This window comes from Micromonospora craniellae (assembly GCF_014764405.1).
GTDB classification, from domain to species: domain Bacteria; phylum Actinomycetota; class Actinomycetes; order Mycobacteriales; family Micromonosporaceae; genus Micromonospora; species Micromonospora craniellae.
This window is the reverse complement of the sequence record NZ_CP061725.1, coordinates 659,950-682,332: the sequence shown is the minus strand read 5'-3', so window position 1 is coordinate 682,332 and position 22,383 is coordinate 659,950. Positions and strand designations below refer to the sequence as shown.

The following is a 22,383-nucleotide window of genomic DNA, read 5'->3' as shown; positions in this document are numbered from 1 at the left end:
CACGCTGCCCCCGCGCGTTCGAGATCAGGCCGGCGGTTCCGGCGACACGAACGATCCCTTGCCCTGGTGGACCTCGATCCAGCCCCGCTCGTCGAGGATGCGGAGCGCGAACCTGATCGGCGTGGGACTCGCCTGGTACTGCTCGCATAGTTGGGCGATGGAGGGCAGCTTCTGGCCGGGCCGCAGTGCGCCGGATCGTACCGATGCGATCACGTCGGCAATGACCTGCTCGTACACGGGTTGTCTGGGCATGGCAACGCCTCTCGTCAGCGCGTCGAGCATGCCACGCCGAGGCTGCACTCTGTGCGTGCAGTGTAGACTGTGTATACAGTGCGCGCTAAGTTGTGGTGGGCCTCTCGTCAGCAACGGAGTGCCTTTGACCAGGGCGGGGCGGGTCCCCGTGCCGCCCCGCCCTGCCGCGCACCTTCTCGATGTGCTCGTCCTGCCCCACCTCCCGCCACCCGCAAGGAGGCACGGATGCACCAGCCCCCGCCCGACATCCCTCGTCCGGTGTTCCGTCGTCGATCAAGGAGTTGTGGCAGCAGATTTGTTGCTGTACGCGGCCTTTGGAAGAACCACGACTCCATGATCGGCGCGGTGGGTGGGGCGGGGTTGGGCGGCGGGGGTGTGGGGCGGTGAGTGAGGTGCCGGTGGGGCGGCGGATCGCGCAGTGGCGGGTCCGGCGGAACATGACGCAGCAGCAGTTCGCCGACCGGCTCGGCAAGTCCAAGAGCTGGGTGGACAAGATCGAACTGGACCATGCCGAGCAGAGTTATCGGCATGCACGGTACCTTGCCCTGCTCAGGCTGCTACCGGACCTGCTCGACACGGTCCGGCAGGTACGGGTCGACCGTCCCGATCCGGTCGGCGACGAGTTGCTGGTCACCGCGTACGGGCTGATTGCTCTGGTGTTGGTGAAGCTGGACCAGCGGGAGTCGGCGTGGCTGGCGGCGGACCGGGGGATGGCCGTCGCCCTGGGGACCGGGAACGCGCTGCTGGTCGCCGTCGCGACCGTACCGCTGAGTCAGGCGCTGCGGGCGGTCGGGCGGCGACGGGCCGCGATGGATGCCACGGTCGTGGCCGCGCAACGGATCGCGCAGCAGACCGGCGACGCGGCGACGCTGCGCACGACGTTGCTGGTCCAGGCGGGTCTGGCCGCCGGTGGGCGGGGCGACGGCCGCAGCGCACGCGAGCTGATCGACCAGGCTGCGGCGATCGTGCCCGAGCTGCCGGATGGCTACGGTACGGCGGCGGTGGAGGCGGCGCGGGTGGTGATCGCGGCCGACCTCGGGGACGTCGGGGTGGCGGCGGCCCGACACGAGCGGCTGACGGCGGGGAGCGGATGGCGGTGGCTGCCGACCGAGCACCGGGCGGCGTACCTGCTCGACGTGGCCCGCGCGCACGCCCGCTGTGGCGACATGCCCTTCCTTACACCAAAAGCCTTACACCACAAGCGAGCCGTACAGGTCGAGCGTCTGGCGGGCGATCGCGTCCCACGAGAAGTGCTCCACCGCGCGCCGCCGCCCGGCCCGCCCGAGGGTCGCCGCGCGTTCCGGGTCGGCCAGCAGCGTGTTCAGCCGGTCCGCCAGATCGGCCTCGAAGCGGGCGGCGTCCAGCGGTCGGCCCGAGCCGTCGGTGGCCTGGTCGATCGGGACGAGCAGGCCGGTCTCGCCGTCGGCGACCACCTCGGGGATGCCGCCGGTGGCGGTGGCGACCACAGCGGTCTCGCAGGCCATCGCCTCCAGGTTGACGATGCCCATCGGCTCGTACACCGACGGGCAGACGAAGATGGTGGCGTGGGTGAGCACCTGGATCACCTCGGACTTGGGCAGCATCTCGGCCACCCAGACCACCCCGGAGCGGCCGGACCGCAGCTCGGCGACCAGGCACTCCACCTCGGCGGCGATCTCCGGCGTGTCCGGTGCGCCGGCCAGCAGCACGAGCTGCGTCTCCGGCGGCAGTTCGCGGGCGGCGCGCAGCAGGTGCGGCAGGCCCTTCTGGTGGGTGATCCGCCCGACGTAGACCACGCTGGGCAGCGCGGGGTCGATGCCGAGTCGCGTCAGCACGTCGGTGCCGGGGTCGGGGGCGTACTGCGCGGTGTCGATGCCGTTGTAGATCACCTTGACCCGGTCCGGGTCCACCGCCGGGTACGCGGCCAGCACGTCCCGGCGCATCCCGGCGCTGACCGCCACGACCGCGTCGGCCGACTCGTAGGCGGTGCGCTCGCACCAGGCGGAGAGCGCGTAGCCGCCGCCGAGCTGCTCGGCCTTCCACGGTCGCAGCGGCTCCAGGCTGTGCGCGGTCACCACGTGCGGCACCCCGTACAGCAGCTTCGCGGTGTGTCCGGCGAGGTTGGCGTACCAGGTGTGGCTGTGCACCACGTCCGCGCCGGCACAGCCGGCGGCCATCTCCAGGTCCACGCCCATGGTCCGCAGCGCGGCGTTCGTCCCGGCCAGGGTCGGCGGGTCCGCGTACGCCCGGACGCCCGGCTCGGTACGCGTCGCGCCGAAGCAGTGCACCCGGACCTCGGTGATCCGGCGCAGTTCCCGGGCCAGGTACTCGACGTGGACCCCGGCACCGCCGTAGACCTCCGGCGGGTACTCCCGGGTGAGCAGGTCGACGCGAAGGGGGGCGGAGTCGGTCATGCCCGGCACCCTAGTGCAGAAGTGTGCCCGTACGAGTGGTGAAGCGGCACGGGGATGGATAGCGTCTGGTCATGGCTGCCAAGGTGCTCGCGATCGTCCTGGCCGGCGGAGAGGGCAAGCGCCTGATGCCGTTGACCACGGACCGGGCCAAGCCGGCCGTCCCGTTCGGCGGGATGTACCGCATGGTCGACTTCGTCCTCTCCAACCTGGCCAACGCCGGCTATCTGAAGATCGTCGTGCTGACCCAGTACAAGTCCCACTCCCTCGACCGGCACATCACCAAGACCTGGCGGATGTCGACGTTGCTCGGCAACTACGTGACGCCGGTGCCCGCGCAGCAGCGTCGGGGCCCCTGGTGGTTCGCCGGCTCCGCCGACGCGATCTACCAGAGCTTCAACCTGATCTACGACGAGCAGCCCGACTACGTGATCGTCTTCGGCGCCGACCACATCTATCGGATGGATCCCCGCCAGATGGTGGAGGACCACATCGCCTCCGGCGCCGGGGTGACCGTGGCCGGCATCCGGCAGCCGCTGTCCACCGCCGACCAGTTCGGTGTCATCGAGGTCGGCGCGGACGGCCGGCGGATCCGGGCCTTCCGCGAAAAGCCGACCGACGCGGTCGGGCTGCCGGACGCGCCCGACGAGATCTATGCCTCGATGGGCAACTACGTCTTCACCACCCGGACGCTGATCGAGGCGGTGGAGCGCGACGCCGAGGACAAGACCAGCAAGCACGACATGGGCGGCAGCATCATCCCGATGCTGGTGGAGCGCGGCGAGGCCAACGTCTACGACTTCCGTGACAACGAGGTGCCGGGCAGCACCGATCGGGACCGGGGCTACTGGCGGGACGTGGGGACGCTCGACTCGTTCTACGACGCGCACATGGACCTGATCAACGTCCATCCGGTGTTCAACCTCTACAACTTCGACTGGCCGATCTACACCGAGCAGCCGCCGTACCCGCCGGCCAAGTTCGTGCACCAGTGGGGGGAACGGGTCGGCCGGGCGGTCGCCTCGATGGTCTCGCCCGGCGCGGTGATCTCCGGCTCGCTCGTGGAGAACTCGATCGTCGCGCCGAAGGTCAAGGTGCACTCCTGGGCGCACGTGGACGGCGCGGTGCTGATGGAGGGCGTCGAGATCGGCCGGCACGCGGTGGTGCGCCGGGCCATCCTGGACAAGAACGTCTACGTGCCGGAGGGCGCGGAGATCGGCGTGGACCTGGAACGGGACCGGCAGCGCTACACGGTCTCCGACAACGGCATCGTGGTCATCGGCAAGGGACAGAAGGTGGAACCTTGAGCAGTCATCCCCGCGCAGGCAAGCCGGCCGAGCCCGCCGACCTGGTCGACGTACCGCGGCTGGTGACGGCCTACTACGCCGAGCATCCCGACCCGGCCGACCCGGCGCAGCAGGTCTCCTTCGGCACCTCGGGGCATCGCGGGTCGAGCCTGCGCAACGCCTTCAACTCCGACCACATCCTGGCGGTCACCCAGGCGCTCTGCGACTACCGCCGGGAGCAGGGCGTCGACGGGCCGCTGTTCCTCGGCCGGGACACCCACGCGCTCTCCACCCCGGCGGCCGTGGACGCCCTGGAGGTGCTCGCCGCCAACGAGGTCACCGTGCTGCTGGACAGCCGGGACGGCTACACCCCGACTCCGGCGGTCTCGCACGCCATCGGAACCCACAACCGGGGTCGCACCAGCGGGCTCGCCGACGGCATCGTGATCACCCCGTCGCACAACCCGCCGGACGACGGCGGGTTCAAGTACAACCCGACCCACGGTGGTCCGGCGGACTCCGACGTCACCCGATGGATCCAGGACCGCGCGAACGCGATCCTCGCCGCCGGGCTCAAGGAGGTGCGTCGCGTCCCGTACGCGCGGGCCCGCGCCGTCGACACCACCGGCACGTACGACTTCCTCGGCGCGTACGTGGACGACCTGCCGGCGGCCATCGACATCGACGCGATCCGCGACGCTGGGGTGCGCATCGGCGCCGACCCGCTCGGCGGCGCCAGCGTCGACTACTGGGGCGAGATCGCCCAGCGGCACCGGCTGGAGTTGACCGTGGTCAACCCGACCATCGACCCGACCTGGCGGTTCATGACCCTGGACGGCGACGGCAAGATCCGGATGGACTGCTCGTCGCCGAACGCGATGGCGTCGCTGATCGCGATGTGCGCCGACTACCAGGTGGCCACCGGCAACGACGCCGACGCCGACCGGCACGGCATCGTCACCCCGGACGCCGGGCTGATGAACCCGAACCACTATCTGGCGGTGGCGATCGCCCACCTGTTCCGGACCCGGGAGCAGTGGGGCCCGGACGCCGCCGTCGGCAAGACGCTGGTCTCCTCCTCGATGATCGACCGGGTCGCCGCCGACCTCGGGCGTCCACTGCTGGAGGTGCCGGTGGGCTTCAAGTGGTTCGTGCCCGGGCTGCTCGACGGCGCGGTGGGCTTCGGCGGTGAGGAGAGCGCGGGCGCCTCCTTCCTGCGCCGCGACGGCGGGACGTGGACCACCGACAAGGACGGCCTCCTGCTCTGCCTGCTCGCCGCCGAGATCATCGCCGTCACCGGCCGGACGCCCAGCGAGCACTGGGCCGAGCTGGCCGACCGGTTCGGTGCGCCCGCGTACGCCCGGATTGACGCGCCGGCCACCCGGGAGCAGAAGGCCGTGCTCGGCAAGCTCTCCCCGGAGCAGGTACGCGCCACCGAGCTGGCCGGGGAGCCGATCACCGCCACGCTCACCACCGCGCCCGGCAACGGCGCGCCGATCGGCGGGCTCAAGGTGACCACCGCCTCGGGCTGGTTCGCCGCCCGCCCGTCGGGCACCGAGGACGTCTACAAGATCTACGCCGAGTCGTTCCAGGGACCCGGGCACCTCGCCCGGGTCCAGCAGGAGGCGCAGGACCTGGTCACCGAGGTGCTGTCCGGCGCCTGACCGGCCCGACTCCGGCTCGGCGGCGGACAGCGGCCGGGCCTGACCGGTCCGTCGGCGTCGGACAGTCGTGGACGCGTACGCCCGCGTGCCGTCACCCGGTGCGGGTGACGGCACGACGGTGGTGTGTCAGCGGGCCAGGGGGATGCCCGGCTGGCGTTCGCGGGGCGTCCCGGGCAGGACGCCGCAGAGCGCGGCGAGCTGGTCGACGATGAGGCCCGGATCACCGAACGGGTCGATCGCGCTGACCTCGAGCGGGTCCAGGGCCGGCACGGTCACGTGCGAGATCAGCGGGTGCAGCGGCCGATGGTCGGCCTCGCCGTGGCCCAGCAGGTCCTCGTGCAGCTTCTCGCCGGGACGCAGTCCGGTGTAGACGACCTGCACCGGGCTGGCCGACTGGGCGACCATGCGGCGGGCCAGGTCGTCGATGCGGACCGGCTCGCCCATGTCGAGCACCAGCGCCTCCCCGTCGCGCCCGATGCTGGCCGCCTGGAGGACCAGGTGCACCGCCTCCTGCACGGTCATCAGGTACCGCGTCACGTCGGGGTGTGTGACGGTCAACGGCTGCCCCGCCTCGATCTGGCGTTGGAAGGCGGTCACCACCGAGCCTCGGCTGCTGAGCACGTTGCCGAACCGGACGCTGAGGAACGTGCCCGGGTGGGTCGCCGCGGCGTGGGCGGTCAGCATTTCGGTGAGGCGCTTGGAGTAGCCGAGCACACTGATCGGGTTGGCGGCCTTGTCGGTGGAGATGTTGACGAAGCGGGCGACGTCCCGGCAGGCGTCCAGGACGGTGAGCGTGCCCCAGACGTTGGTCTTGATCGCCTCGCCGGGGTGCCGTTCCAGCAGAGTCAGGTGCTTCAGCGCGGCGGCGTGGAAGACCACCTCGGGACGGCGGTCCCGCATGATCCGCCGGATTCCCTCGTCGTCGCGGAGGTCGGCGAGGATGAGTTCGGGGCCGTCGAGCAGCGCCCGCCCGGTGAGCGACATCTGGAGGCTGTGCAGGGCGGACTCGTCCCGGTCGAGCATCATCAGCTCGGCCGGATCGGCGCGCATGATCTGCCGGCACAGCTCCGCGCCGATCGAGCCTCCGGCGCCGGTGACCAGCACCCGCCGGCCGGCGAGGCCGTTGTCGTCCAGCTTCAGGTCGCCGACCACCTGGCGGCGGCCGAGCAGGTCGCTGATCTGCACGTCGCGGACGTCGCTGACCCTGATCCGGTGGTCGACCAACTCCCGTACCGGCGGAATGATCTTGAAGGCCGCGCCGGTCCGGAGGGTGATCTCCCGGATCTCCCGGATCAGCGTGGCGTCGGCGTTCGCCACCGAGAAGATCAGGGTGGTCGCGCCGGTGCGGCGGACCGCGTCGGCGAGCTGAGACCGCCCGCCCAGCACCGGCACCCCGGCGATGCGCAGGTCGCGCCGGTCCGGGTCGTCGTCGAGCGCGCCGACCGGCAGGTAGCGGCCCTTCGGGTCGCCGAGCATCGCGCGGACCAGCCCCTGACCGGCCTCGCCGAGACCGAAGAGGAGCACCGGGGTCGCCGATCGGGCGTCCGGACGCATGGCCCGGTCGCGGCGGTGTCGGTGCAGCAGGCGGGAGCAGAGCATGAACAGCAGCGCCAGCGCGCCACCGACCACCGGGGTGCTGGCCGGGATCGGGCGGTCGCCGAAGGCGAGCAGGGCGAGCAGCACCAGCGACGCCGTGGTGGCGGTCGTGCCGGCGAGCCCCCGGACCTCCTCGATGGTGCCCAGCGGCTGCCGGCCGGAGTAGAACCGCCGCAGCGCGCTGATACCGACGTGCAGCACGGCGGTGGCGGCACCGAGCAGTATCACGTCGGCTGCCTGGTCGCCGGAGAGCACCTGTTCGTACCTGGCCCAGCCGGCCACGGTGAAGCCGCCGACCCAGGCGAGGGCGTCGGCGGCCAGGAACGTGGCGGTACGGCGTCGGTTCACTCTGGTCTGGTCCTGGGGCGTCGGCTTTATCTCGGGTGGCATGACGATCTCCCCTGTCCTGTCCGTGGCCGGTGATGACCCACATCAGGTCAGGACCACGTACGTCCCCTAACTACTTAGCGGAGATAAGGTGGTGGGATTCCTGTTTTCACGTTTCTTCGGCCGGATGTCCGATTCTGTGCCGTGAATAATTGTCGCGTGGCGGCGCGGACGGGAAACATTCTCCGAATTCGGGCGTGCCGCGTATTCAGTCCGGTGGTGGTATCCGGCGGTCGAAGCGGTGACGCAGATCCTCCGGAAGCAGTTCCCGCAGTTGCTCGGGCAGCAACGGCAGGTCCAGCAGGCTCAGCTTGAGCTGGTTGCGCTCCTGGAAGCGGTGGGGATCCAGCCGTACCACCAGGCCCGCGTCGTGGCGGTAGCGGATGTCGACCGCGCCGGAGGTCGACCTCTCGCGGATCAGCAGCCCGTCGACCTCCACCGCCACCGGCCCGGACCCGGGCTGCAGCTCCAGCCGGACGTTCTCGTCGGGGGAGAGCACCACGGCCCGCGAGATGCCGGACATCGGCGCGCTCGGGGTCACCACCACCGCCCGCGTGGCCGGGGAGATCAGCGGTCCGCCCGCCGCATAGCTGTAGGCGGTCGACCCGGCCGGCGTGCTGACCACCACCGCGTCGCAGCGGTAGTAGCCGTAGCGGCGGCCGTCGACGGCCAGGGTGGCGGTGACGAATCCCTGCCCCGGTGCGCGGATCAGCGCGATGTCGTTGAACGCGACCACGTCGTCGCCGCACACGTCGCAGGCCAGGCAGCTGTGTCCCGCCACGGTGTAGTTCCGGGCCAGCAACCGGTCCAGCGCCGCCGGCACCTCCGGCGGCTCCACCTCGACCAGGAACCCGACCTTGCCCAGGTGTACGCCGAGCACCGGCTTGGGATCGCCCACTGCCAGCCGCAGCGCGCCCAGCATGGTGCCGTCCCCGCCGATGCTGATCAGCACGTCGCAGCGGGCGACGAGGTCCGCCGACGGCATCGGCCGGACCGCCTCGGGGACCCGGTGGCGGTCCTCGACGCGTACCGCCAGGGTGGCGTCGTGCCGGACGGCCCAGGCCACGATGGTGTCCACCACCGGCGAGGTGTCCCGGGTGGGATGGAGCACCAGCCCGAGCCGGATTCCGTCCATGTGCCCAGCTCACCACAGTCTGGTCGACCGCACCGGGCTACCCGTGAGGCGGGTACCCGGCGATCAGCGCCGGTGCCTTACCCGCGAATTGCGATGTGACGACAATTCACGAACTCGGCTTATTGTGGCCCTTGTTCGATAATCGTCGTCGGCGATGCTAGTTTGATTTTCCGACAGGTGTCGATCGAATATCGCGGAGGCCCGCACATGAGGAATGCGACGAGCCGGATTCGCATTCGAGAGGCGTTCCGCTCGCCACTGCGCCGGTGGCCGACGGATCGCGGTCGCGCGCGGGGTGTCGCCGTGCCGCGTCCGCCCCGTCGGACCGGGGCGGGGAGCAGGTGACGGCCTCGACGTCGTACCGGATCGTCGAGGCACGGAATCCGGCGCCGACCGGGACGCCACCGATCACATCGAACGCGACGAACGCGGTCCGTGGCCGGCGTCGCAAGCTGCCACGGGTGACCTGGCTGCTGCAACTCTTCCCGGTGACCACCGTGGTGCTGGCCCCGTACGCCGTGCTCATCGTCCCGATGGCGGTGCTCAACGACAACCCGGACGTCGGCTTCATCGTCATGCTGCTGGCGCTGGCCCTGCCGGGTTGCCTGGTGGTGGAGTTGGCCTTCCTCGGGCGGATGGGCCGGCGGGGCGAGTGGCAACGCGGCCTGGCCGAGGCCAACGCCGGGTACCCCCACCTGTTCACGATCGCCCGCGCGGTCGTGCTGGTCAGCATCACCGCCGACCTGGTCAGTGTCCAGGCCGGTCAGGGCACCATCTTCACCCAGATCACCGGGGAGGTCGCCTCCTCACCGGCGGCCGTGGTCAGCTCGCTGTTCCTGGGCTGGCGGTACCTCGCGTTCGCTCTGCTGGTCGCGAGTTTGCTCGCCGGTCGGGCAAGCCGGCTGGCCTGCCTGCGCTGGACGCTCTGTCTGCTCGGGACGCAACTCGTGGTCGGCGTGGCGACGGCGTTGACCGCGCCGTTGATGACCTATCTGTCCTTCCTCGTGGCGCTGGCGGCCATCTGCGGGCTGCTGCACAGCCGGTTCGTGGTCGTCGCCCTGATGGCGCTGTTCCTGATCTGGCCGACGGTGTACGCCGCCCGCAACGACCTGCGGGCCGGCGGGGGCGTGGCGGTCGACGAGGCAATGAGCTCCGCCGACCGGCTGCGGCTCGACCTCCAGGTGACCCGGGCCAGCGAGTACGACACCCCGGTCGACATCGAGCGGCCGGGCCCGGTGGAGGTCGTCCGGTACGGCCTGGTGCCCCGGATGTTCGACCCGGACCGGCCGGCCCTGTCGACCGGCGCCCGGATCAACGAGTACCTGGGCGGGACGTCCACCTCCGCGTACACCTTCCTCTCCCTCGGCACGGTCTATTTCCTGGAAGGTCCGTGGGGGGTGGTGCTGTTCCACGCGGGCTGGGCGCTCGTCGGCGTACTGCTGCTGCGGGCCGGCGGCGCACCCGGGCCGATCCGCCTCGCCGTCTTCAGCTTCGCGGTGGCGGCCCCGCTGATGTGGTCGAAGGTCTATCCGGAGTCGATGATCTTGTTCGTGCAGTTCACCGTCGCCGCGCTGCCGGTGCTGCTGCTCCTGCGCCTGAGCCGACGACGACCGCCGTCGCGGGCCGCGCCGCAGCACGCCCGGTCCGGCACGTGACGACCCGGGTGTCGCCCCCGCCCGGCCCGGCGGCCACCGGCGGCGTCACCCGGACGGGCGGGCGGCGCGTGTTCGCCCGCCGGGCGGTGGCGGCGTTGTCGGTGAACGGGCTGTCAAGCGTGGGCAACCTGATGGTCTCGGTCTTCGTCGCGCGGGGCGAGTCGCTGTCGGGACTGGGCCAGTTCGCTCTGGCGTTCTCGGTCTACGTGCTGGTCATCGGTCTGGTGCGGACCGCGCTCACCGAGTCGGTGCTGGCGGCGCGGACAGCCCCGGGGCGGCGGGTGATCGGGCAGGGCGCCCGCCGGGCCGCAGCCGTCGCCGTGGTGTCCGGGGTGATCACGGCGGCCACCGGGGCGGTGCTCAACTCCCCGTACCTCACCGTCGCCGGCCTGGCCCTGCCGGGCCTGGTGGTCTACGACTACGTCAAGGCGATCAGCATCGGAATCGGTGGGACCCGGGTGGCGTGGACGCAGGAGTGCGCCTGGCTGGCGTGCACCGCGCTGTCCGTCGGGACGGTCGTCGTCGCGGACGCGCCGACGGTCATGATCTTCGCCGGGTGGGCGGCTTCCGGTGCCGTCCTCGGCGTCGTGGTCGCCCTCTGGCAGCGGTACGGCGTGCTGCCCGGCTGGGGGCTCGACCGCCGCGAGACCCGGGTCTCCGCCTCCTTCGCCGCGCAGTTCCTGGTCACCACCGGCTCGGCCCAACTGGCCCTGAGCGGTCTGGCCGCCACGGCGGGGGTGGCCGTGGTGGGTGCCCTCGGCGCGGCCCGGACGGTCTTCGGGCCGGTGACCCTGCTGATGACGACGCTCTCCTCGCTGATCGTGCCGTACCTGGCACAGTCCCGCGCCGACACGACACGGGCCCGCGTACGGGCCGCCGGTGCGGTCGTCGCGCTGACCGTCGGCGTACTCCTGCCGCTGGTGCTCGTGGTGTGCCTGCTGCCGGACGAGGTGGGCCGGGCGGTGCTCGGCGACAACTGGCAGGCGGCCCGCCCGCTGTTGCCGCTGCTCTCCGTCGAGGCGCTGCTGGCCCCGATCGCGCTGGTCGCGTTCGCCGGGCACCGGGTGCAGTCGGCCGGCGCGCGGGCGCTGGCCATCGGTGTGGTCCTCGGTCCGCTGCGGATCGCGACGATCGTGGCGGGCGGTGTCCTGTTCGGCGCAGGCGGGGCGGCCGGCGCGTTGGCCGTGCTCGCCCTGCTCAGCGCCGCCTGCTGGTGGTCCAGCTACCTGCGGTTGGACGCGACGCCGGTCGACTCGCGGTGACCGGCGTCGCGTCCGCTCAGCAGCCGATACCGGCAAGCGCGGCGCGGACCCGCTCCACCACCGTCTTGACCTCCGCCTCGCCCAGCTCCGCGTGGGTGGGCAGGTTGATGCCCCGGCGGCTGAGGTCGGTGGTCACCGGGCAGTCCGCCGCCGGATCGTGGTGCGCGGGCAGCTCGGGGATCGGCACGAAGAAGGGCCGGCTCTCCACGCCCTGCCGGTCGAGCGCGCGGGCCAGCGCGTCCCGGTACGCCACGTCCCCCTCGCCGCCCACCAGGAACGCGGCCATCCACGGCCCCCGGCGTACCCCGGGCAGCACCGGCTGGCGGGTCAGGGCGGGCTCGTCGGCCAACTGTTCCTCGTAGCCGGCGATCACCCGGTCGCGCCGAGCGATGATCTCGTCGGCCCGGTCGAGCTGGGCGCAGAGCAACGCCGCGCACAGGTTGGTCATCCGGTAGTTGTAGCCCAACTCCGGGAAGTAGTACCGCCGGTGCGGGTCCATGCCCTGGTTGCGCAGCAGGCGCATCCGGTCGGCCAGGGCACTGTCGGAGGTGGTCACGCACCCGCCCTCGCCCGAGGTGATGACCTTGTTGCCGAAGAACGAGAACGTGGTGACGTCGGCCAGCGACCCGGTGGGGTGCCCGTCGAGCGTGGCGCCGAACGACTCGGCCGCGTCGGCGACCAGGAGCAGGCCGTGCCGGTGGCAGAGATCGCGCAGGGCGGGATAGTCGGCCGGATGGCCGTACAGGTCGACGGCGATGACCGCCCGGGTACGCGGACCGATCGCCGCGCGTACGGCGGCCGGGTCGATGCACCAGCTCTGCGGCAGCACGTCCACGCAGACCGCGCGGGCGCCGCAGTACGCGACCGCGTTCGCCGTCGCCACGTAGGTCAACGCGGGGACGATCACCTCGTCGCCCGGCCCGATGCCGGCGGCGGCCAGCACGAGGTGCAGGGCCACCGTGCCGTTGCCGGTGGACACCGCGGTGCCGGCGGCACAACGGTGGGCGAAGCGTTCCTCGAAGTCCCGCAGGTAGGGGCCGTGCGACGAGATCCACCCGCTCCGGATCGCGTCGACGACGTAGCGTTCCTCCAGCTCGGTGATGCTGGGCCGGGCCACCGGGAAACGCTCTACCGGGCTCACGGCACCACCTCCGGATCGAGCGCGGTGGCGAACGCGGACCGGGGCACCGGGCCGGGCCGCCCGTCCGCCACCCAACGCAGCACGTCCAGGTAGTCGCGGCCGGTGGCCGCCCAGGTGCGGGTGGCGAGCCGGCCGTCGGCGCGGCGGGACGCGGCGGCGTAGTGCGCCCGGTCGTCCGACAGCCGGCGGACCGCGTCGGCGAGGGAGGACGGGTCGGTGGCCCGGAACACCGCCGCCTCGGCCCCGGTGAACTCCAGTTGGGCCAGCAGCGGTTCGGCGTCGGCGCAGGCCACCGGAAGCCCCCAACTGAACGCCTCCAGCATCGTTCCGCTGGCCGCCTCCCACAGCGAGGGCACCACCACCGCGTCGGCGCGGGCGTAGAGGGCGTTCAGTTCGGCCAGGCTGCCGAAGCCGGGGAAGGACACCCGGCCGCGCAGGTCGGGCATTGCGGCCCGGGCGAGCAGGCGACTCGCCTCGGGTTCGACCAGCGGCCCCGGGCAGACCAGGCGGTACTCCGGCAGCAGCGCCATCGCCTCCAGCAGCGTCGCGTGGTTCTTGTGCGTCGCGGTCGACGAGGGGTAGACGAGCAGGCCGGGTTCGGGCCGGGCGCCCGCGCGGTCGGGCGCGGGTTGGAAGGTGGGGGTCGGGATGAGCACGGTCCGCTCCGCCGCCTCGGGGAACAGGCGCAGGGCCTGCCGGTACGGGTGCGGCCAGGTCACCACGACGGCGCTCGCCCGGGCCACGTTCTCCCGAACCACGGCCGCGTACCCGGGGGAGTGGAAGTCGGCGTGCAGGTGCCGCAGGTCGTGCAGGACGACGACCGACCTGCCCGATCGGGTGGGCGCACCGTGGAACGGGTACAACGTCACGTCCGCACCCGGCGGTGGTGGTGCGGAGCGGTGACGCAGCATGTTGACCGTCCGCCGGACGGCCACCGAGTTGCGGACCCGGGGCGGGACCCAGCGCCGCAGCATCTGCCCGGCCGGATTGTCCGACCGCAGCGGCTGGGCCACCTCGGTCCAGTCGATCCGGTCGGTGGGCAGGTGTTCGCGCCACCGGTCCAGCGTGCCGTGAAGCACGGTGACCCGTAGGTCGCAGGAGTCGTCGGCGGCCAACCCCGCCAGCAGGCCGTACGCGAACGCCTCGACGCCCGCGGCGTGGCCGGGCCGGATCGGGGTGGCCTCGACGGTGACCCTCATCGGTCCACCCGCACCAGGCGTCCCATCCGCTCGTCCTCAAGCAGGTGACGGTCGGCGTCGACCATCACCCGCACCAGGTCTCCGAAGAGGGTCTTGGGCGCCCAGCCGAGGCGACGGCGGGCCTTGCCGTAGTCGCCGATGAGGGCGTCGACCTCGGCCGGCCGGTAGTAGGCCGGGTCGATCTGGACGTACTGCTCCCAGTCCAGGCCCACCTGGTCGAAGGCCGCCTCGACGAACTCGCGGACGGTGTGCCCCTCACCGGTGGCGACCACGTAGTCGTCCGGGCTGTCCTGTTGCAGGGCCAGCCACATCGCCTCGACGTACTCCGGCGCGTAGCCCCAGTCCCGTACCGCGTCGAGGTTGCCCAGGTAGAGCCGGTCCTGTAGGCCCGCCTCGATGCGGGCCACCGCCCGGGTGATCTTGCGGGTGACGAAGTTCTCGCCGCGCCGGGGGCTCTCGTGGTTGAACAGGATGCCGTTGACGCAGAACATGTCCCACGACTCGCGGTAGTTCACCGCCGACCAGTACGCGTAGACCTTGGCGCACGCGTACGGGCTGCGCGGGTGGAACGGGGTCTCCTCGCGCTGCGGGGGCGGCGTCGAGCCGAACATCTCCGAGGAGGACGCCTGGTAGTAGCGGCAGTCGATACCGGCGGCGCGGGTCGCCTCCAGCATGTGCAGGGCGCCGAGCGCGGTGACGTCGGCCGTGTAGCCGGGGATGTCGAACGAGACCCGGACGTGGCTCTGTGCGCCGAGGTTGTAGATCTCGTCCGGCCGGATGTCCCGGATCAGCGAGGTCAGCGTGGCCGGATCGGACAGGTCGCCGTAGTGCAGGAACAGCCGGGCCTCGGTGTTGCGCGGGTGTACGTCGAGGCGATCGAGCCGTTCGGTGTTGAACGACGACGAGCGCCGTTTGATCCCGTGCACCGTGTATCCCCTGTCGAGCAGGAATTCGGTCAGGTAACTGCCGTCCTGCCCGGTGATCCCGGATATGAGTGCCACTCGTGACATTAAGTCCCCTAGCGCTGTATCGACGGTGTATGTCGCCTGGCTTTTATAGCGGTTTTCGGTGTCCCTGATTCCGTCTTTGCGCATACTGTTCGGAAGGTGTCGCCTGTCGCGTCCGGCAGTCACCGCAGAGACGTTCGATCGTTGGGCCGAGCAGTGCTGTGCGCGCCAGCGAGGAGCTCAAGATGGTCAACGACACCACCCCCGTGTCGAATGTTCGAGAAGGACTCTCGGAATTCAATGAGAAGCATTTCCGCGTTCTCGTCACGGCGGAGTACTTCGTTCCCGGTTGGCGGGCCGGTGGCCCCGTACGCTCGATCTCCGACGTGCTCGCCAACGCCAGCGCCGACATCGAGACGACGATGTTGACCCGCGACCACGACCTCGGTTCCCGTGATCCCTATCCCGGTCTCTCCGGCCGCTGGGGGCGCTTCGGTCGGACGGACATCTTCTATCTCGGAGTACGCCGTCCGGCGCACTGGCGGCAGCTCTGGCGGGCCCTTCGCGCGGTCCGGTTCGACCTGCTCTACGTGAACAGCGTCTGGTCGACCTTCTCGATCCTGCCCATCGTCGCGGCACGGCTCGGCCTGCTACGGGTGGATCGGGTCCTGGTGGCCCCCCGGGGCGAGTTCGGGTCGGCCGCACTACGGCTGCACGGCCTGCGTAAGCGGATCTTCCTGGCCGGCTGGCGGTGGGTGCTCGGGCAGCCCCGCGTGCTGTGGCACGCCACCACCCCGGCCGAGGCCGCCGACATCCGGCGGGTGCTGCCCCGGGCCCGGATCGCGGTGGTCGCCGTCGCCAGCGGTCCGGAGCCGGAGCAGGCGCCGGTGGCGCTGCCGCCGACCGCGCAGGCGCGGCTGGTCTTCATCGGACGGATATCCCCGATGAAGAATCTCGACCTGGTGCTCGGCGCGCTCGCCCACGTCCCGGTGCCGGTCCGGCTGGACATCTACGGTCCGCTGGAGGATGCGGGGTACTGGCGGCGGTGCCAGGACCTGATCGCGGCCCTGCCCGACTCGGTCACCGTGAACTACCGCGGGGAACTGCACCCCGACCAGGTACGCGAGACCTTCTCCCGGTACGAGGCGTTCGTGCTGCCGACCCGGGGCGAGAACTTCGGCAACGCCATCGCCGAGAGCCTGTCGGCGTACTGCCCGGTGGTCTGCTCCGACCGCACCCCCTGGACCCCGGTGCTGCGCGACGGTGGCGGGATGGTGCTGACCGAACTGACCCCGTCGGCCCTGGGCGTCCTGGTCACGCAGGTCGCCACGGCCGCGCCGGAGCAGCGGCAGGCGGCCCGGGTGGCCGCTGGGGAGGCGTACCGCCGCTGGTGGGCGAGCCTGACCCGGGTCAGCGTGCTCGACCAGGCGCGGCGGGTGATCCGCGACCCGGCGTACCGGGTCCCTCCGCAGGGGCGTAACCCCTAAAGCGGTGGGCCGCGCCGCCCACCGCACGGTCCACCAGAAACCGCTGTCCGCTGGCTGTGAGGAGATGCCCCGTGACCCGGGTGATGACAGTTGTCGGGACCAGGCCGGAGATCATCCGGTTGGCCCGGGTGATCGACGCGCTGGACCGGACCGTGGAGCACACGTTGGTGCACACGGGACAGAACTGGGACCCGGCCCTGTCCGACATCTTCTTCACCGAGCTGGGCGTCCGGTCGCCGGACCGGTTCCTGCGGGCGGACACCAGCTCGCTCGGCAGCCTGCTCGGCGCGGTCCTGGTCGGCACCGAGACCGCGATCGCCGAGTCGCGTCCGGACGCGCTGCTGGTGCTCGGTGACACCAACAGCGCGATCTCGGCCCTGATGGCCCGGCGGATGAAGGTGCCGGTGTACCACATGGAGGCCGGCAACCGCTGTTTCGACCTGAACGTGCCGGAGGAGACCAACCGGCGGATGGTCGACCACGTGGCCGACTTCAACCTGGTCTACTCCGAGCACGCCCGGCGCAACCTGCTCGCCGAGGGCCTGCACCCCCGGCGGATCCTGCACACCGGCTCGCCCATGCGTGAGGTGCTCGATCACTACCGGCCGCAGATCGACGCGTCCACCGTGCTGGCGCGACTCGACCTGGAACCCGGCGGCTACTTCGTGGCCAGCGCCCACCGGGAGGAGAACGTCGACCACCCGGACCGTCTCCGCCGGTTGCTGGACTGCCTCTGCGCGGTCCGCGACGAGTGGGGGCTGCCGTTGCTGGTCTCCACCCACCCGCGGACCCGCAAGCGGCTGGAGTCCCTCGCCGTGGACGGGACGCGCCTGGAGGCCATCGCCTTCCACGAGCCGTTCGGCTTCTTCGACTACGTCACCCTGCAACGCCACGCCCGGTGCACGCTGTCCGACAGCGGCACGGTCAGTGAGGAGTCGGCGATCCTCGGCTTCCCGGCGGTGACCCTGCGCGAGTCCATCGAGCGCCCGGAGGCGCTGGACACCGGGTCGATCGTGATGACCGGCCTGGACCCGGCCGGGGTGGTGGAGGCGGTACGCGTCGTCGTGGCGCAGGCGGACGCCGGTGTCGCCGGGTGCCCGCTCGACTACCAGGTCCCGGACACGTCACGCCGGGTGGTCGACTTCATCCTGTCGACCGTGCGCCGCCATCACGACTGGGCGGGCATCCGGCACTGAGGGCGGCGTCGGCCGGGCCGGCACCCCGGTGACCACGACACCGGCCGGGACGTCGCGGGTCACACAGGCCCCGGCCCCGACGACGGCGTCCCGGCCGACCGCCAGTCGGGGCAGGACGGCGGCGGTGGTGCCGACCATCACGCCGTCGGCCAGGCGACAGTGGCCGGAGACGGCGGCCAGCGGGTTGACCGACACGTAGTCGCCCAGTACGGCGTCGTGCCCCACGGTGCAGTTTTGGTTGAGGTGCACGTGCCGGCCGAGGACCACGTTCGTCGTCACCCGCGCGCCACCGGCGGCGAACAGGCCCGCGCCGACCACGCAGTCCGCGCCGATCTCGGCGTCCGGGTGGATGACCGTGGCGGCGGGCAGCCCGTACCGGGCGATGGCCTCCGCGGTCTCCCGGCGCAGCCGTGGCCGGCCGACGCCGAGCGCCACCCGCGTGCTGGGCGGCAGCCCGCCCAGTCGGCGGGTCGAGCCGAGGAAGGGCACCCCGAGGCGGTGCACCAGCGCGACGTCGGGCTCGGTGGGGTAGTCGTCGACGAACCCGAGCACGCGCCATCGGGGCTGATCGGGCTCCGGCGTGTTGAGTAGACAAATTACCCGATACACCTCACGGCCCATCCCACCGACTCCTACGATCACTACGTCGGTCGTCACCCGTGGCTCCCTCGTTTGCGGAGAACGCCGATCGCTCTCCGCCAACTGAACCGTCCCGAAGCGTCGATGGTGACGGTCGCGCCGAGGGGTCGGGCCGGTCTCGGGCCCAACCGGGGCCCGGACGGTGCGTCTGCCGCCTGCGGGGACGACACCCGCTTCCTGAAGGGGAGCCACAGTGAACGAGCTGGCGAGGACCTGCCCGCCCGACGCCGCCGGGGCACCCCGGTCGACCCCGGGGTCCGCCGTCGCGTCGGACGGCTACCGGGTCGTCGCGACCGCCGGTGTGTTCGAGCCCGGCTTCCGGGGCGGCGGACCGATCCGCTCCCTGCGGTTCATCCTGGACACCCTGCCGGACGATCTCGACGTCACCCTGATCACCAGGGACCGTGACCTGCGCTCACCGGTGTCCTACCCCGGGCTGTCCGGGCGGCTGCTGCGCCGCGACGACCGTTCCGCCGTCTTCTACCTCGATCCGTTCGCTCCCCGGCACTGGGCGCGGCTGCTGCGGCACGTCCGGTCCCGACCGGTCGATCTGCTGTACGTCAACAGCCTCTGGTCGCCGTTCTCGGTGGTGTCGATCGTGGCGGTCGCCTCGGGCGTGCTCCGGGTCGGTGCGATCCTGCTCGCGCCGCGCGGCGAGTTGTCGCCGGCCGCCCTCGGCATCAGGTCCCGCAAGAAGCGACTCTTCCTCACGGTGTGGGCTCCGCTGCTGCGCCGCCTCGACGTGAGCTGGCAGGCCTGTAGCCGGCGGGAGGAGGAGCAGATCCGGGCGGTCGTGCCGTGGGCCAAGGTGATGGTGAACGGCAACGAGTGCGCCGTGCCGGAGGACCTCGCCCCGCCGGCCGAGCCCCGCGACGGGCCGCTGCGGCTGGTCTTCGTCGGCCGGATCTCGCCGATGAAGAACCTGGCCACGGCCCTGGAAGCGGTGGCCGGAGCGACCCGGCCGATCCGGTTCGACATCTTCGGGCCGGTGGAGGACGAGCCGTACTGGGCGCGGTGTCGCCGGATCGTCGAGTCGATGCCCGCCCACGTCCGGGTCACCTACCGAGGGGAGCTACCGGCGGCGGAGGTGCTGGCCACCTTCGGGCGGTACGACGCGTTCCTCTTCCCGACGCTGGGCGAGAACTACGGGCACGTCATCGTCGAGAGCCTGGCCGCCGGCTGCCCGGTGGTCTGCTCCGACGAGACCCCCTTCAGCGAGTTGATCGCCGAGGCCGGGGGAGCGGTGGTACGCCCCGCGACGGCAGCCGCCTTCAGCGCGGTGCTTGACCGGCTCGCCGACCGGTCGGTCGCGGAACGGGCCGAGGCGAAGCGGATCGCGGCCGAACGGTACCGGATCTGGCGGGAGCAGAGCCGGGAGCTCAACGTGCTGGAGCACGCTCGCCGGTTCTGCCGCTGACCGGCGGGACCGTCACCCGTACCCGGTCCGGATCGTTGCGGTAGGTGTCCGGCGGTGCGGGCGAGCCCGCCCGTCGCCGCGTACTTCTCGCAGGGGAGGACGCCAGGTGTCCAGTCGCGTTCGTACGCTGGTCCAGCGGGTGCGGGACCATCTCGCCGCCACCCGTGATCCGGAGGCGTTCGCCCGTTCCCTCGGGGTGAACCTGACCGGCCGGGTCCGGTTCTACGGGATCAGCAGGGCGATGTTCGGTTCGGAGCCCTGGCTGATCACCCTCGGCGACAACGTCTTCATCACCTCCGAGGTCCAGTTCGTCACGCACGACGGCGGGACGCTGATCCTCCGCAGGGAGCACCCGGACCTCGACTGGACCGCGCCGATCGTCATCGGCGACGACGTTTACATCGGGATGCGGTCGATGATCCTGGCAGGCGTCACCATCGGCAACCGCTGCGTGATCGGGGCGGGTTCCATCGTCACCCGGGACATCCCGGACAACACCGTGGCCGCCGGGGTGCCGGCGCGACCGTTGCGGACCACCGACGAGTACCTCGCGCGGTTGCAGGCCAAGTCGTTGGGGATCGGCCACCTCCCGGTGCCGGCCAAGCACGAGGCGATGAAGCGGATCTACGGCGTGACCACGGCCTGAGCGTCTCGCGTCAGGCCCGCCGGTAGGCGACGCGTGGCGGCGGGAACTGGTGCACGCCGCTGACCCTGATCGCGCCCAGGGCGCCGGTCACGCCGGTCACCTGGTAGCCGTAGCGGTCGCCGGACATCGCCTCCCGGTCGGTGCCGAGGTTCAGCGCCGTCCCGCCCCCCGCCCCGGCCAGCAGCGTCGGCGCGGTGGTGTCGGTGCCCTGCCAGACGAGCGCGTACCAGTGCCAGCCACCGGGCAGCGTCACCGGCGTGCCCAGCACCGACTCCTTGATCCCGGCGGTGGTCACGCCGACGGTGCCGAAATCGGCGATCGGGCCGAGGAGCGCGGGCAGTCCGGTGGCCGGGTCGTGGGCGTACACGCCGTGGCGCAGCACGCCGGTGCCGGGCACCGTCACCTCGACGCAGACCCGGTCGACCGGCGTCGGCTCGGCCAGGTGAACCGGGTGCAGCAGGAGCCGCTGGAACGCGTCGGTGCAGGTGCTGCTCCGGGTTGGGCCGGCCAGGGGCAGGAAGTAGCTGCCGACGCCAAGCGTGGCGCCGGGCAGTTGCGGCGTGGTCGGTGGGGCGGGCTCGGCGCGCCACATCCCGTAGCCGGGCGAGACCGGCACCGCGTACGGGATGCCGTCGACGGCGACCCGGTCCGGCACCGTGAGGTTGGTCGGTCCGACCGGGACCAGCCTCCGGTGGCACAGCCGGGGCGCCGGCATCCGGGTCTGGGCGACCGGGTCGACCCGCTCGATCACCACCACGTCGTGGGTGCCGGTGGAGACGACGATCTCGGTGGCGGTCGAGGGCGGCGCCAGATAACGGCGGTACGCGGTACCGGTCACCGACTCACCGGGCTCCAGGGTGCGCCCCCACACCAACTGCGGGTAGTTCTTCTTCAGGCTGGAACTGACGAACCAGCACTTCGCCGTGGTGTGCCGGGCACGCGTCGACGGCCGCCCGTCGTCGAACGGCAGCAGCCCGACCGCGATGCCCCACTTCTGCGCCCCGTCGGCGTCCACGACCCACTGCGTCATGCTGCCGGCCGGTGTCAGCGGTTCCCGCAGCGCGGCCGGGGTGATGTCGGTGAGGGCGGTCAGCGTGTCGAGCTTCGCCCAGGTCGACCAGTTGAGACTGCCGGCGACCCCCACGTTCGGCATGAACTGCCGGCGGCTGGCGCCGGTAGGCACGGTCAGCGCGGAACACTGCGTGACCCCGGCGTTCAGGGCGAAGCGATCCAGCGCGGTGACCGTCTGCGAGACCAGCAGGCCGTCCGTGCTCCAGCGGTAGACGTTGTCGATCCGGCACAGCGACGGGATCCGCGACATGATCGTGGCGATCGGCGTACCGATGTTCGCCCGGGCGGTGTCGATCATCCCCCGGTAGGAGGGGATCAGGTAGGACTCCCGGATCCACAGCTCCTGGCCGGTGCGGCGACCGTCCGGCAACGGTCTGCCGTCGAGTTCCACACTCACCACGTGGGTGTGGGTGACCGGCCGGATCTGCACGTCGGGCGTGAGTCCCGTGATCGGCACGGTGGTGCGGTTCGTCGCGCCGGCCACGTGACTCAGCGGCGCGGTCGGCCGGCCCCGTACGCCTTGGGCGATGCCCTCCACGACGGCGTACGGGCTGCCGAACAGCAGGCTGTCGGCGTTGGTGACGGCGAGCAGCGTGAACACTGCGATGCCGTCGGTCCACCGGGAACCCACGTCGACGGTGGTCTTGCCGTGGCCGGTCACGGCGATCTGGTGGCCCACGTTGTAGCCGTGGTTGCCGCCCACGTACGACCAGCCGGTGTTGATCGGGCAGTTGTCGTCGGAGGTGTCGTGGATCGGGGTGCCCACGGCCGACGGGGAGGGCCACACCTGGGTGTCGGTCGCCGTCGACGGGACGAGGGTGACCTGCGGCAGACCGGAGTGCCACATGCCGACCATGCCCTGGGGATAGGCGAGGTTCACCGGCATCAGCAGGTCCCGGGTGCCGTCGAAGCGCGACCGGACGGACATCAGGGCGTTGGAGCGGTAGACGATCAGTTCGGGCATGGCCGGCACCTCCGCCGTGACGCGTACCGATGGTGTCACTGTGCGGCAC

The 22,383-nt window shown here is 71.6% G+C and carries 18 protein-coding genes; 8 read left to right on the top strand and 10 right to left on the bottom strand.

The window, feature by feature from the left end; all coding sequences use genetic code 11:
* Nucleotides 1-24: 24 nt before the first annotated feature.
* The 3 genes from ID554_RS03120 to glgA form a co-directional block, all read right to left on the bottom strand.
* Nucleotides 25-282, bottom strand: coding sequence for a winged helix-turn-helix domain-containing protein (locus tag ID554_RS03120; RefSeq protein ID WP_223884418.1), 258 nt, complete (start codon nt 280-282; stop codon nt 25-27).
* 527 nt (nt 283-809) lie between these two features.
* Nucleotides 810-1,403 (bottom strand): hypothetical protein, encoded by a 594-nt coding sequence (locus tag ID554_RS03115; protein ID WP_147333432.1) that lies wholly within the window; start codon nt 1,401-1,403, stop codon nt 810-812.
* A 39-nt stretch (nt 1,404-1,442) separates the two neighbouring features.
* Nucleotides 1,443-2,645 carry a glycogen synthase gene (gene glgA, locus ID554_RS03110; RefSeq protein WP_117227520.1) on the bottom strand — a complete coding sequence of 401 codons (1,203 nt, stop codon included), beginning with the start codon at nt 2,643-2,645 and terminating at the stop codon, nt 1,443-1,445.
* Between the two features lie 71 nt (nt 2,646-2,716).
* On the opposite strand from glgA, the gene glgC reads away from it, so the two are divergent.
* Together glgC and pgm are read left to right on the top strand one after the other, a co-directional pair.
* Nucleotides 2,717-3,949: a glucose-1-phosphate adenylyltransferase gene (glgC, locus tag ID554_RS03105; RefSeq protein ID WP_117227519.1), complete on the top strand. Its 1,233-nt coding sequence runs from the start codon at nt 2,717-2,719 to the stop codon at nt 3,947-3,949.
* Entirely contained in the window at nt 3,946-5,592 is a 1,647-nt protein-coding gene (gene pgm, locus ID554_RS03100) for a phosphoglucomutase (alpha-D-glucose-1,6-bisphosphate-dependent) (RefSeq protein ID WP_117227518.1), read from the top strand. The genes glgC and pgm overlap by 4 nt, the downstream gene beginning before the upstream one ends.
* A gap of 126 nt (nt 5,593-5,718) precedes the next feature.
* Here the strand turns inward: pgm and ID554_RS03095 are convergent, their stop codons facing one another.
* Nucleotides 5,719-7,578, bottom strand: a complete 1,860-nt coding sequence (locus ID554_RS03095; protein ID WP_117227517.1) for a polysaccharide biosynthesis protein — start codon at nt 7,576-7,578, stop codon at nt 5,719-5,721.
* 205 nt (nt 7,579-7,783) lie between these two features.
* The gene (locus tag ID554_RS03090) at nt 7,784-8,710 is read right to left on the bottom strand and encodes an NAD(+)/NADH kinase (RefSeq protein ID WP_117227516.1); all 927 of its coding nucleotides are present in this window, start codon (nt 8,708-8,710) and stop codon (nt 7,784-7,786) included.
* 341 nt (nt 8,711-9,051) lie between these two features.
* Between ID554_RS03090 and ID554_RS03085 the strand changes: the two genes are divergently transcribed.
* Complete coding sequence (locus tag ID554_RS03085; protein ID WP_117227515.1) at nt 9,052-10,365, top strand: hypothetical protein; 1,314 nt, start codon at nt 9,052-9,054, stop codon at nt 10,363-10,365.
* Nucleotides 10,362-11,627, top strand: a complete 1,266-nt coding sequence (locus ID554_RS03080) for an MATE family efflux transporter (RefSeq protein ID WP_117227514.1) — start codon at nt 10,362-10,364, stop codon at nt 11,625-11,627. Before ID554_RS03085 ends, ID554_RS03080 begins: the two co-directional genes overlap by 4 nt.
* Before the next feature lie 16 nt (nt 11,628-11,643).
* Here the strand turns inward: ID554_RS03080 and ID554_RS03075 are convergent, their stop codons facing one another.
* The 3 genes from ID554_RS03075 to gmd are packed head-to-tail and all read right to left on the bottom strand — an operon-like array spanning nt 11,644 to nt 14,977.
* Nucleotides 11,644-12,768 carry a DegT/DnrJ/EryC1/StrS family aminotransferase gene (locus ID554_RS03075; RefSeq protein ID WP_117227513.1) on the bottom strand — a complete coding sequence of 375 codons (1,125 nt, stop codon included), beginning with the start codon at nt 12,766-12,768 and terminating at the stop codon, nt 11,644-11,646.
* Nucleotides 12,765-13,967 carry a glycosyltransferase gene (locus ID554_RS03070; RefSeq protein ID WP_117227512.1) on the bottom strand — a complete coding sequence of 401 codons (1,203 nt, stop codon included), beginning with the start codon at nt 13,965-13,967 and terminating at the stop codon, nt 12,765-12,767. The genes ID554_RS03075 and ID554_RS03070 overlap by 4 nt, the downstream gene beginning before the upstream one ends.
* Nucleotides 13,964-14,977, bottom strand: a complete 1,014-nt coding sequence (gene gmd / locus ID554_RS03065; protein WP_117227511.1) for a GDP-mannose 4,6-dehydratase — start codon at nt 14,975-14,977, stop codon at nt 13,964-13,966. The genes ID554_RS03070 and gmd overlap by 4 nt, the downstream gene beginning before the upstream one ends.
* A 182-nt stretch (nt 14,978-15,159) precedes the next feature.
* Between gmd and ID554_RS03060 the strand changes: the two genes are divergently transcribed.
* Both ID554_RS03060 and wecB read left to right on the top strand, forming a co-directional pair.
* Nucleotides 15,160-16,401, top strand: a complete 1,242-nt coding sequence (locus tag ID554_RS03060; RefSeq protein WP_147333431.1) for a glycosyltransferase — start codon at nt 15,160-15,162, stop codon at nt 16,399-16,401.
* A gap of 71 nt (nt 16,402-16,472) precedes the next feature.
* Nucleotides 16,473-17,597, top strand: coding sequence for a non-hydrolyzing UDP-N-acetylglucosamine 2-epimerase (gene wecB / locus ID554_RS03055; RefSeq protein WP_117227509.1), 1,125 nt, complete (start codon nt 16,473-16,475; stop codon nt 17,595-17,597).
* Here wecB and ID554_RS03050 read toward each other — a convergent pair.
* Nucleotides 17,526-18,254 (bottom strand): acetyltransferase, encoded by a 729-nt coding sequence (locus ID554_RS03050; protein WP_117227508.1) that lies wholly within the window; start codon nt 18,252-18,254, stop codon nt 17,526-17,528. The genes wecB and ID554_RS03050 overlap by 72 nt on opposite strands.
* Before the next feature lie 175 nt (nt 18,255-18,429).
* Between ID554_RS03050 and ID554_RS03045 the strand changes: the two genes are divergently transcribed.
* Complete coding sequence (locus tag ID554_RS03045; RefSeq protein ID WP_117227507.1) at nt 18,430-19,653, top strand: glycosyltransferase; 1,224 nt, start codon at nt 18,430-18,432, stop codon at nt 19,651-19,653.
* 106 nt (nt 19,654-19,759) lie between these two features.
* Nucleotides 19,760-20,299 (top strand): acyltransferase, encoded by a 540-nt coding sequence (locus ID554_RS03040; protein WP_117227506.1) that lies wholly within the window; start codon nt 19,760-19,762, stop codon nt 20,297-20,299.
* A gap of 10 nt (nt 20,300-20,309) precedes the next feature.
* Here ID554_RS03040 and ID554_RS03035 read toward each other — a convergent pair whose 3' ends face one another.
* Nucleotides 20,310-22,334: a hypothetical protein gene (locus tag ID554_RS03035; protein WP_147333430.1), complete on the bottom strand. Its 2,025-nt coding sequence runs from the start codon at nt 22,332-22,334 to the stop codon at nt 20,310-20,312.
* Nucleotides 22,335-22,383: the final 49 nt, after the last annotated feature.